Here is a 12,104-nt window from a genome sequence, read left to right as displayed (position 1 = left end):
CTTGTTTGATTCAATACCTGTTAAAGCCAGCGATTTTGGTAATGATTTTTTATGGGGAGTAGTTACAGCTGCTGCTCAAAACGAAGGCGCAGCAAAGATGGGCGGAAGAGGACCATCTATCTGGGATGATTTTGCAAGAAAAGTTGGAAAAATTAAAAGCGGTCACCAACCAACCAGTGCCTGCGATTTTTATCATCGGTACAAGGATGATTTATTACTGGTTAAGGCGTTGGGCTTTCGTGTATTCAGATTTTCTATTTCCTGGAGTAGAATTCTTCCTGAAGGAACAGGAAAGGTTAATGCAGAGGGTGTTTTGTTTTATCATCAGGTTATTGATGAGTGTTTGCAATTGGGCTTGATACCCTTTGTTACTTTATATCATTGGGATTTACCCCTGGCATTGGAAAAACAAGGGGGATGGACATCCACGCATATGCTAAAATGGTTCACCCGATATGTGCAGGTTTGTGTTAAGGAATTTGGTGATAAGGTAAAACATTGGATTGTATTAAATGAGCCAATGGGTTTTACTTCTTTGGGTTATATGATAGGCAAACACGCCCCTGGTAAAATGGGTCTGAGCAATTTTCTTCCGGCAGTTCACAATGCTGTAATGGCACAGGCAGAAGGAGGAAGAATTATCAGAACCCATGTGGCCGACGCAGAAATTGGCACCAGTTTTTCCTGCAGTGAAATCATTCCTTTTACACAAAGTGAAAAAGACAAGGCCGCAGCAAAAAGAATTGATATTCTGTTAAACAGGTTATTCATTGAACCGGCTCTCGGACTGGGATATCCTTCTGATGATTTTTTATTGATGGATAAATTATATCTGCACAATAAAGCCTGGAAGTACAAAGAAAAAATGCAGTTTGATTTTGATTTTATAGGGATACAAAATTATTTTCCAGTTGTAGTAAAATACAATGCAATGATTCCGATTATTCAGGCGACAGATGTAAGTGCGAAAAGAAGAAAATTGCCTGTTACAGATATGGGATGGGAAATTAATCCCAACAGTTTTTATAATATTATTGAGCAATTTGCCTCTTATAAGGGCGTTAAAAAAATTATTATTTCTGAGAGTGGATCTTATTTTAAAGACAAACTTGTTGCTGGAGTTATTGATGATCAGCAACGGATTGATTATCACCAGCAATTTTTGCGAGCCTTATTAAAAGCAAAAAACAATAAGCTACCCGTAGCCGGATATTTTGCCTGGACGCTAATGGATAATTTTGAATGGTCAGAGGGATATCATGCAACATTTGGATTGGTTCATGTAGATTTTTCTACTCAGTTAAGAACAGTAAAAGCTTCCGGTCATTGGTTCAGACAATTCTTAGCTCAATAAACGAGTTAAAATATTGTAGTAAATTGGTAGCATGAAAAACAATATCAGAAACCAATTTTTATATCCGGGCATTTTTAAAGTTTTTTTGAGTGGGTTTCTTTTAATAGCCCAATTCTTCTCTAAATCTAATGCGCAAGCACCTGTATATTATATTACTGCAGACAAAGTGTTTGACGGCGAACAGATGCAACGAAACTGGGCGGTAATTGTGAAAGCCAATAAAATTATTGCCGTTGCTTCTAAAGAAAAACTAACAAAGCCAGCAGGTGCCATTGAAGTTCATTATCCCGAATCAACCCTAATGCCGGGGTTAATTGAAGGCCATTCCCATATATTGTTGTATCCTTATAACAAGACTGCCTGGGACGATCAGGTAACCAAAGAAACTGACGCCTATAGAACAGCAAGAGCAACGGTTCATGTAAAAAATACCTTGCTTGCTGGTTTTACTACTGCCAGAGATTTGGGATCTGAAGGAGCGGGGTATGCAGATGTTTCTATTAAAAAAGCCATTGAGGACGGTATTATTCCCGGTCCAAGATTACTAGTTGCAGGTAAAGCCATTGTTGCTACAGGATCTTATGGTCCTAAAGGTTTTGACCTTGACCAGCATATTATGCTGGGTGCAGAAGAAGCAGATGGAAACAATCTGATTAAGGTAACCAGAGATCAAATTGGTAAAGGTGCTGACCTGATAAAAGTTTATGCCGACTACAGGTGGGGTTTACATGGAGAAGCTGCTCCTACTTTTACTTTAGACGAGTTAAAAAAAATTAATGAAGTAACGGTTAGTGGCGGGAGAGTAATGGTGGCCCATGCAAAAACCAATGAAGCCATGCAAAGAGCAATTCTTGCTGGTGCCGTAACGATTGAACATGGAGATCTTTTGGATGAGCGAACCGCCGAACTAATGAAACAAAAAGGCACTATTTATTTTCCGACCTTAGCGGCAACCGAATCTGTAACTCAGTATAAAGGTTGGAGAAAAGGCATTGAACCTGAACCCGAAGCCATACAACAAAAGCGAAAAGCATTTTCCATTGCAATGGCCAAGGGCGTAACCATTGGTATGGGCGGCGATGTAGGTGTGTTTGAACACGGAAACAATGTGCTGGAAATGGAGTTGATGGTACAATATGGAATGCCGGCAATACAAGTACTTAAAGCGGCTACCAGTATCAATGCGCGTGCATTGAGCATGCAGGATCAGATTGGTTTCATTAAACCAGGTCATTTTGCAGATCTGGTAATTTTTTCCGGAGATCCTTTACAAAATATCAGCCATCTAAGAAACCCGTTATGGATTATGAAAGACGGCGTGGTTTATCCCCCCGAAAACAGTAAGAAGTAATATCTTAGGCAAATGTTATACAAGCGCTATAAGAAAGAATTCGCCATGCTGATTGGATTAGTAGTGGCTTTGTTGTTTTATTTTCTGAATCCCCTTTCGTTAGCGCCCAAGGCTGTTGCAGTTTTATCCATTGCGTTTGCCATGATAATATGGTGGGTGCTAGAAGCAGCACCGCTGGCCGTTGTTGCACTGGTTCCTATTGTTCTGTTTCCAATGCTGGGCATCGCCAGTGTGAAAGAAGTAACTAAGTCTTATTCGGACTCTACTATTTTTTTATTCATGGGAGGCTTCTTCATTGCATTGGCTATTGAAAAATGGAATCTGCATAAAAGGATTGCATTGAATATTATCAATCTAACGGGAACCAATGGAGACAGAATTATATTGGGTTTTATTCTGGCTACCTGCTTTTTAAGTTTATGGTTAAGCAATACGGCAACAACCATGATGATGCTCCCTATTGCAGGTTCCGTAATACATGTAATCACCAAGCACCACAACCCTAGCGGCAACATTAAAAACTTTTCCCTGGTGCTCATGCTCTCTATTGCCTATGCTTCCAATTTTGCATTGGGCACCATCATTGGTACGCCGCCCAATGTTGCTTATGTAGCGCATATAAGTGAGCGATTTGATTATATCATTGGATTTACAGACTGGATGCTTGTGTTCATGCCTTTGACCATAGTGATGATTTTTTCTTTGTATTGGGTGATGGTAAAATGGTTATATCCCAATAAAATCACACATAGCGTAGAGGGTAAAGCCTATATCGTTTCTGAATTAAAGGGATTGGGTAAAATGTCTTTGCCTGAGAAAAGAGTATTGATTGTATTTTGTACTACAGTGTTTTTTTGGGTTACAAAAGACTTGATTAATGAGTTTCAAAAAACCATTGTACTAGATGATGCCATGATTGCCATGGCGGGGGGATTATCACTGTTTATTATTTCATCGGGCCTTTCATCGGCTAAAGCGGAGGCTTCGGCGAAATCTGAAGAATTGGTGCTTGTTGAAGAACCAGTATTGTCCGAAGAAGAAAATGAAAATCATAACCGACTGCTGGAATGGACAGATACTAGCAAAATGGCTTGGGGAATTTTACTAATGTTCGGGGGAGGAATTGCTTTGGCTAAAGCTTTGGAAGATGCTAATTTATTGCAGCAACTAGGAGCTTATATTGCCTCCTTCTCTTCTTCCAATATGCTTGTCATGATTTTGGTGGTAACAACTCTTTCTGTTTTCTTAAGCGAAGTAATGAGCAATATTGCACAAGTCATTGTATTGGCTCCAGTCATTTCTTCTGTTGCCATTGCTTTAAATATGGATCCACTTTCACTGGGAATACCCATGACATTGGGTGCAAGTGTTGCGAGCATGCTGCCCATGGGCACTCCACCCAATGCCATTGTATTTGCCAGTGGTCATGTTAAAATTAAAGACATGATGAAAACAGGATTTGTATTAAATATTGTTTGCATCATCATCATTACTTTGTTCTGCTGGCTATTGCAACCTTATTTTATCAACCTTCACTAAAAGTTTGATTTATTTACGAGCCTTCTTTTTTTCTTTCAGCTGGTGTTTAAATAACCAACTAATGAAATCGGGTTCTGCAAATGCATTGTCCCAGCTGTTGTGATTTACGCCCGGATATTCAATGTATTCTACAGGAACATTTAATTCTTTTAAGCGAGCCACCATATTTCTGGATAAATCCACTTTTACTACCGCATCTGCATCTCCATGAAATACACGAAAGGCCGTTTCTTTTACTTTATCACTGTAAAGGCTTTCATTTCCTCCGCCACAAATGGGTGCTGCTGCAGCAAACAATCCTGGATTTCTGTACACTGCTTCAAAAGTGCCCATCCCTCCCATAGACAAACCAGTAATATAAACCCTGCTCTTGTCTACCGCTTCTTCTTTTTTTAGCTTTTCTACCAGTTCAATAGCTGCGGCCTGTGGCCAGTTGGGAATACTGTCGTAATTGAATCTGAACTGAATGGGATTCTTGCTTCTGTCAATAGAAGAGGTAGCCCAATAGGAATCGGAGGGGCATTGTGGAAACACAACAATAGCAGGAAACTGCGTTCTGTTTTCAGCTTTTAAAAATAGTTTGGATCCGTGTACCAGTTGTTTTTCGTTGTCGTTTCCTCTTTCTCCTGCACCATGCAGCACCAGGATTAAAGGATACTTTTTATTCCGATCATAGTTTTCAGGATATAAAATTCGATAGGGTAATTTTTTATCTGTGCTAAAGTCAAAAGATTTTTTTTCATAGGCCGCTAAAGCGGGATCATAACTGCTTTTCGTTAACCAGTTGTTCATGCCTAACCAGTCAGCGAATCGCTCAATCCAGCCATCGGTGGGAATTTTTTGTTTGTTCATTCCAAAGCCATGACCTCCTTTAGCATACACGTGTAATTCTGCTGATTGTTTATTGGCCAACCACTGACTATATAAATCTATACTATGGCTAGCGAGTTCTAAGTGATCATCCGTTGCTGCCAGAATAAAGGCGGGAGGTGCCCCTGGCAATAATTTCTGTTGTAGTTCTTTTGGAAAGTATGCATAAATAGGAGCAATGAAATTCGGCTTATTGGCTTCGTTGAACCCGTATGCTGTTCCAGCGGTTACTGTTCCCCCCGCGGAAAAACCCATGATGCCAATTCGGTTAGGATCCAATTTAAATTCATCGGCATGTGTTCTAACATAAGCAATGGCAGCTCTTCCATCGGCAATGGCCAATGGAATTAACTCCATATTCTGTTGATTGAATTTATCAGATCCCCAAATTGCATTCATCTCTGTAACAGGGTCGGTAGTGTTACTTTTAACCAAACGATATTTCAATACAAAACACGTGATTCCTTTTTTCACCAACCATTTTGCAACATCATACCCTTCATTGTCAATGGACAAAGCCCTGAAAGCACCTCCAGGTGCAATGATCACGGAAGTACCATTGGCTTTTCCTTCTTCTGGTTTAAATACAGTGAGGGTTGGATTAGATACATTATAAACGATTCTTAATCCCCAATCATTTTGAGTGTTTTCAGCTTCCGACCAGTTCCAGTTCTCTGAACCCGGAATTTTTCCTTGATATAAGGAGATTACTTCGGTTTGACTAAATACAACTGAATTTAAGCAAAGCAATGCAAGGCTGAGCAATAGATTTTTAATCATTTTTTTGCAATTTATAGGGTAAATATGGTCGTTTTGTTTATGAAAACGGGCTTTTTGGGGTCTTTTTTAGTAAATTTCTACTAAATCCGTGTGATATTCATATTGTTTTACTGTTAACTTCCTATTATTTAATACCTTTGCAAATGTTTCAGCCTGAATAAAAATGCTTATTCAGCGTTTTTTGATTCGAAATCTGCGTTTCAATCAGAAAAGTCAAAATTGTAAAAAGAATGATTCAAGAGAGTTTACTGGAAAAAATTAGAAGCTTCACTACACCGGACGAATTAAAAAGCGCAGGTATTTATCCTTATTTCCGTGCAATTGAAAAAAACAATGACACAGAAGTAATGATTGGCGGCAAGCGTGTTTTAATGTTTGGGTCTAACAGTTATATGGGTTTGACCAATCATCCGGAAGTATTAAAAGCTGCTAAAGATGCTATTGACCAATACGGCAGTAGCTGCTCCGGTTCCCGTTTCCTGAATGGCACTTCCAATTTACACGTTGAGCTGGAAGACGCCTTAGCCAAACATATTGGCAAAGAAGCAGCTTTAACTTTTACTACTGGATTTCAAACCAACTTAGGAGCTGTTTCTGCTATTACAGGGAGAAACGGAGTGATTATATTAGACGAACTGGATCATGCGTCTATCATTGAAGGTTCCAGACTTTCTTTTTCCAAAGTATTGAAATATGCCCACAACAATATGCAGGACCTAGAGCAAAAGCTTAGTACTGTTCCGTTGGACACTATTAAAATGATAGTGGTGGATGGCATCTTCAGTATGGAAGGAGATATTTGTAAGCTCCCTGAAATTGTTCAATTAGCAAAGAAATACCAGGCACTGGTGATGGTGGATGATGCTCATTCTTTGGGTGTGCTGGGTAAACTGGGTAAAGGAACCGCAGATCATTTTGGCTTAACAGACGAGGTAGATTTAATTGTAGGAACTTTCAGTAAATCCCTCGCTTCTTTGGGTGGTTATGTAGCTGGAAGCAAAGAAATGATTAATTACCTGAAGCATACGGCACGCCCGATGATTTTCAGTGCTAGTACACCTCCTTCTGCAACTGCATCTGCACTTGCCGCTTTAAGAATTATACAAAGAGAACCCGAAAGACTAGAAAAACTATGGAGCAATACCTCTTATATGGTAAATGCTTTACAGGAACTGGGCTTTGAGATGGGTGCTTCTGAAACGCCTATTATTCCTATCTATATCAGAGATAACTTCCTTACTTTCAAGTTTACACAGCGCTTGTTTGAAGAGGGTGTGTTTGTGAATCCGGTGGTATCTCCTGCGGTGAAGAGTGATTCTTCCTTAATCAGGATGTCTATCATGGCCACACATACCAAAGAACAATTGGATACCGCGTTGGAAAAGCTGCAAATGGTTGCCAACGAATTAGGTTTGGCAAGACACGTTTCTGTAGCGTAACTTTATTTCCAACATGGAAACAATTATCCAAGAAGTTACCAGCAAAAAGCAAATGAATGCTTTTCTGGATCTCCCTTATGTATTGTATAAGGGCAACCCCTATAATATTCCCAAACTTCGGTTTGATGAAGCAGCTACTTTAAATAGAGCCAAGAATCCGGCATTCGATTTTTGCGAAGCCAAATACTGGGTTGCTTATCAAAATGGAAAAGTGGTGGGCAGGGTAGCAGCTATTTATAATAAAAAATACGTTGAAACCTGGAAGAACAATTACCTAAGGTTTGGATGGATTGATTTCATTGAAGACATTGAAGTCCCTCGTGCTTTATTAGCGGCAGTTGAAGGATGGGCAAAAGTGCTGGGATGTACCGCTGTTCATGGTCCATTGGGTTTTACCGATCTTGATTTTGAAGGGATGCTGATTGAAGGCTTTCAGGAAATTGGTACCATGGCTACTATTTATAACTATCCTTACTATCCTGTTATGATGGAGCAGTTGGGATATGGAAAAGCAGTAGACTGGGTTGAGTACAGAATTAATGTACCCGAAAAACTACCTGAGAACATTGCTAAAATTGCTGATCTGGTTGAGAAAAGATACAAGCTACATGTAGTGCCAATGACGTCTACCAAACATTTAAAACCATACGCCAGTGAGGTTTTCAAGTTGGTAAACGAAACGTATTCAGAATTATATGGAGTGGTGGAATTAACTCAAAGACAGATTGACTATTATGTCAAAATGTATTTCTCTATGATTCGAGTAGATTGCATCACACTGATTGCCAACGAAGCCAATCAACTGGTAGGTTTTGGTATCTCAATGCCGTCTCTCTCAAAGGCATTGCAAAAAGCCAATGGCTCTTTATTTCCATTCGGCTTTATTCATTTGCTAAAAGCGTTAAAGAAAAATACAGAAGCAGATTTGCTTTTAATAGGTATAGATAAAACTTTACAGGGTAAAGGGGTAAATGCTATTGTACTAAGAGAGTTTCATAAGAATTATCAAAAAGCGGGAATCAAAATCATTGAATCCAATCCTGAACTGGAAGAAAATAAAAAAGTCCAAAGCATCTGGGATCATTTCCCAGCAAGGCAACACAAGCGAAGACGCTGTTTTATCAAACATTTCTAAAGCATTACTACATGAAGAATATCCTGATTACCGGAGCGAGTGGATTTATTGGAAGCTTTCTGGTAGAAGAAGCTATTAAACGAGGGTACCGAACATTTGCCGGAATCAGATCTTCGAGCAGCAAGGGATATTTGAAACACAAAGACCTGCATGTTTTCGAAATGGATTTTTCCAATGCGGAAAAGCTGAAGCAACAAATTGAAAAGAATGCAGCCATCCATGGAAAGTTTGATGTGGTTGTACATGCTGCAGGCTTAACAAAGAGCACTGTGCTGGATGAATATTATAAAGTTAATCTGCACAATACCGAAAGACTAGTTGATGCATTGATAGAACTGGATATGGTTCCTGAACGTTTTGTGTTCCTGAGCAGTCTGGCTTCTTATGGTCCGGGTAAAGGGTCTGATCCGGTAGCAGAAACCCACGAACAAGCCCCTATAACTGCTTACGGAAAGAGTAAGTTGGCAGCTGAAAAAATGCTGGCCACCAAAAATCAGTTTCCCTATCTGATTGTGCACCCCACCACGGTGTATGGTCCGCGCGAAAAGGATTTACTGGTATTGATACAATCCCTTAACCAGCATCTGGAATTGTACATTGGCAATACAAAACAGCAATTGAGTTTTATTCATGTAGCCGATGTATGTAAAGCTGTGTTCTTAAGTATTGAACAACCTATAACTTCTAGGAATATTCTTTTAAGTGATACTGTTAATTATACTGCCAAGGAATTCAATGATTTGGTTAAACAGATTTTAGGAAAAAAGACCCTTCCGATTATCGTACCTGTTCCTGTTGCTAAAGTAGCAGCGCATGTAAGTGAGTGGATTGGGAATTTGAGAGGAAGGACACCGGTACTCAACACAGAACGCCTCAAAGAATTTCAGGCACCCAACTGGGCGGTAGATGCGAGTTTATTAAAGAATATGGGCTTCAATCCCGATTACCCATTACCAGAAGGGCTTCAGCATACCATCCAGTGGTACAGAGAAAATGGATGGATAAAGAAATGATAAAATTTTCTTAATAGAATCCAGTTGTACAACTTATAGTTGATTTGTATTACTTTTACTTTACAACTTCTGGTTGTAAACAATGCGTAAAAGAAGTACTATATCTATTTTCCTGCAAAAACTGAATGCCGCGTTTTTTGTGTTGGCCTTAATATGGTTAACGATTAGTACGCCTTTTGTAATGGTAAAACAGCACGACCATCAGGCTTGCACAAATATTGACTGGCCAATTGATAATGGTGGCGAAGAAGAATCTGCCAATCCTTTAAACAATACTTCAGAAGAAAAACCACATAGTACCAATGGTTTTTTAGAAGAGTATTTGCATGCCACTGATGCAATTATAACCCTTGGGTTTACTTCTGTTGCACACGGCCATTCACTTCATCCAGAAGGTTATCAGGCATTTCATAGAGAACTCTTGGTTCCTCCTCCCAATCTCGCATAATTTACAGAGGTAATTATTTTGTAAAGTCGTAAGTCTTATTTCTAAAACCCAATGTCGCCACTTTCTGGCGAATAGGTTTATCGATTCAATTCTTTGTTCCAGTAATACTGGACATTTTTGGGTGACTCCATTACCTCTTTTACCATTCCATTTTTTAATGAAACAAGATATTGTCCTATGGGGCAATAACATCAATAATAATATATGAGAAAGCATTCAAAAGAGTATTTAGAAAACCTAACGCCAGAGAAGGCCTTTGAGTTATTGGTAGAAGGAAACAACAGATTTGTTCAGAACTTATCTAGAAACCATGATCATCTTGAGATGATCAATGAAACCCGCGAAGGTCAGTTTCCTTTTGGTGTAATTCTTAGCTGTATGGATTCCAGAACTTCTGTTGAATTGATTTTTGATCAGGGTCTGGGTGATTTATTTAGTATTCGTGTAGCGGGGAATATTGTGAACGATAGCATTTTGGGGAGTTTGGAATATGCTGTGAAATATGTGGGTTCTAAAATGCTGGTTGTTTTAGGACATACAGAGTGTGGAGCAGTAAAGAGCGCACAAGCTGATGTACGCGATGGTCATATCACCGGGTTATTAAGTGCTATTAAGCCCGCCATCAGTAAAGCGATGCTAAAGAAAAAAGATGAACATTGTTTCAGAGACAATGTGGCATACGCCAATGTAGAAAACAGTATGGAAGAGATTTTACACAGAAGTGATATTATAAAAGAGTATTTCCTTGCTGGTAAAATTGGAATTGTAGGGGCCATGTATAATGTAGAAACTGGCGAAGTTGATTTCTTTAAGACACTTATACATCAGTCTACTTTAGAAGAAAAATTAGTTGCTGTTCATTAAGAAGAAAAATATCATGAAACTAACAACAAAGTATTTTAAGGTTGATCTATTGGCAGGATTGGTTGTGTTTTTAGTGGCATTACCGCTGTGTTTAGGCATAGCAGTTGCCAGCGGAGCACCGCCTTTTGCAGGTATTATATCAGGTGTAATAGGCGGCATAGCGGTTGGATATTTAAGCAATTCCAACGTAAGTGTATCTGGTCCTGCTGCTGGTTTAATTGCCATTATTTTGGTAGCCATTACCGATCTGGGTTATCAGCATTTTTTGTCTGCAGTCATAATTGCAGGGGCCATTCAGCTAATACTGGGTCTGGTAAAAGCAGGGGGAATCTCCAGCTATTTTCCAACTAGTGTAATTGAAGGGATGCTCGTAGCCATAGGTATCATCATTATTAAAAAAGAGTTGCCTCATGCAATTGGTTATGATGTAGAGCATGAGGGAGACTTTTATTCTTATCAATTGATAGAAGCCGATAAAGGATTCTTTACTGAGCTGATTCATGCGTTTAATTTTGCTCATACGGGCGCTATACTGGTAGCAATTATTTCAGTTGCGATCATTATAGCTTTCAACAAAGTGCCCGCCCTTAAAAAAATTAAAACCATACCTGGTGCATTGGCTGCGGTTATTGCGGGTATTTTACTGAATGAGCTTTTTAAAGCGATTGTACCTGCCTGGGAAATTAAAGACGAACACTTGGTGTTATTACCCATAGCTAGTTCAGTGGATGAATTCTTTGGTCAGTTTACCTTCCCTGCAGTAGCCGGATTTTTACAGTTGAAAGTTTGGGTAGTAGGAATTACGATAGCCATTGTTGCGAGTATTGAAACCCTTCTTTGTTTGGAAGCAGGAGATAAAATGGATCCCCTGAAAAGAATTTCAAATGCAAATACTGAATTAAAAGCGCAGGGTGTTGGCAATATCATTTCCGGATTGCTGGGAGGCCTTCCCATGACTTCCGTAATTGTAAGAACTTCTGCCAATGTAAATGCAGGTGCCAAAACAAAATTAGCAGCCATTGTACATGGTGTCTTTTTATTGGTTTCTGTATTGGCCATACCTGCTTTGTTAAATAAAATCCCAATGGCTACACTAGCTGCTATTCTTATTCTAATTGGGTTTAAACTAGCCGGCATCAAGACTTTCAGGCATATGTGGCATAGTGGTATGCAGCAGTTTCTTCCTTTTATTGTTACAATATTGGCTGTTGTATTTACAGACTTGCTAAAGGGAGTAGCAATTGGATTGGCAGTGAGTATTGTCTATAACTTAATACAAAATAAAAAATGGAAGCGGGCAACTTTATAGTG

10 protein-coding genes are annotated in these 12,104 nt (G+C 39.3%); 9 read left to right on the top strand and 1 reads right to left on the bottom strand.

Translation table 11 applies throughout. From position 1 onward, the window contains the following. Position 1: 1 nt before the first annotated feature. The 3 genes from TEGAF0_RS10110 to TEGAF0_RS10100 are packed head-to-tail and all read left to right on the top strand — an operon-like array spanning position 2 to position 4,244. The gene (locus TEGAF0_RS10110; protein WP_264898060.1) at positions 2–1,354 is read left to right on the top strand and encodes a GH1 family beta-glucosidase; all 1,353 of its coding nucleotides are present in this window, start codon (positions 2–4) and stop codon (positions 1,352–1,354) included. 31 nt (positions 1,355–1,385) lie between these two features. Further along, positions 1,386–2,705, top strand: a complete 1,320-nt coding sequence (locus TEGAF0_RS10105; protein ID WP_264898059.1) for a metal-dependent hydrolase family protein — start codon at positions 1,386–1,388, stop codon at positions 2,703–2,705. 12 nt (positions 2,706–2,717) lie between these two features. Further along, the gene (locus TEGAF0_RS10100) at positions 2,718–4,244 is read left to right on the top strand and encodes an SLC13 family permease (protein ID WP_264898058.1); all 1,527 of its coding nucleotides are present in this window, start codon (positions 2,718–2,720) and stop codon (positions 4,242–4,244) included. Between the two features lie 9 nt (positions 4,245–4,253). Here the strand turns inward: TEGAF0_RS10100 and TEGAF0_RS10095 are convergent, their stop codons facing one another. Then, entirely contained in the window at positions 4,254–5,894 is a 1,641-nt protein-coding gene (locus TEGAF0_RS10095; protein ID WP_264898057.1) for a dienelactone hydrolase family protein, read from the bottom strand. 230 nt (positions 5,895–6,124) lie between these two features. On the opposite strand from TEGAF0_RS10095, the gene spt reads away from it, so the two are divergent. The 6 genes from spt to TEGAF0_RS10065 all read left to right on the top strand — a co-directional run bounded on the left by spt (position 6,125) and on the right by TEGAF0_RS10065 (position 12,102). Beyond that, complete coding sequence (gene spt, locus TEGAF0_RS10090; protein ID WP_264898056.1) at positions 6,125–7,333, top strand: serine palmitoyltransferase; 1,209 nt, start codon at positions 6,125–6,127, stop codon at positions 7,331–7,333. A 13-nt stretch (positions 7,334–7,346) separates the two neighbouring features. Further along, positions 7,347–8,468 carry a hypothetical protein gene (locus tag TEGAF0_RS10085; RefSeq protein WP_264898055.1) on the top strand — a complete coding sequence of 374 codons (1,122 nt, stop codon included), beginning with the start codon at positions 7,347–7,349 and terminating at the stop codon, positions 8,466–8,468. An 11-nt stretch (positions 8,469–8,479) separates the two neighbouring features. Then, entirely contained in the window at positions 8,480–9,481 is a 1,002-nt protein-coding gene (locus TEGAF0_RS10080; protein WP_264898054.1) for an NAD-dependent epimerase/dehydratase family protein, read from the top strand. Between the two features lie 82 nt (positions 9,482–9,563). Further along, on the top strand, positions 9,564–9,929 hold the full coding sequence (locus TEGAF0_RS10075; RefSeq protein ID WP_264898053.1) for a hypothetical protein: 366 nt from the start codon (positions 9,564–9,566) through the stop codon (positions 9,927–9,929). Positions 9,930–10,133: 204 nt separating this feature from the next. Continuing rightward, positions 10,134–10,793, top strand: a complete 660-nt coding sequence (locus TEGAF0_RS10070) for a carbonic anhydrase (RefSeq protein WP_264898052.1) — start codon at positions 10,134–10,136, stop codon at positions 10,791–10,793. Positions 10,794–10,806: 13 nt separating this feature from the next. Beyond that, positions 10,807–12,102: a SulP family inorganic anion transporter gene (locus tag TEGAF0_RS10065; protein ID WP_264898051.1), complete on the top strand. Its 1,296-nt coding sequence runs from the start codon at positions 10,807–10,809 to the stop codon at positions 12,100–12,102. Positions 12,103–12,104: the final 2 nt, after the last annotated feature.

The organism is Sediminibacterium sp. TEGAF015 (assembly GCF_025997995.1).
Taxonomy (GTDB): domain Bacteria; phylum Bacteroidota; class Bacteroidia; order Chitinophagales; family Chitinophagaceae; genus Sediminibacterium.
This window is presented reverse-complemented; position numbering and strand designations above follow the sequence as displayed.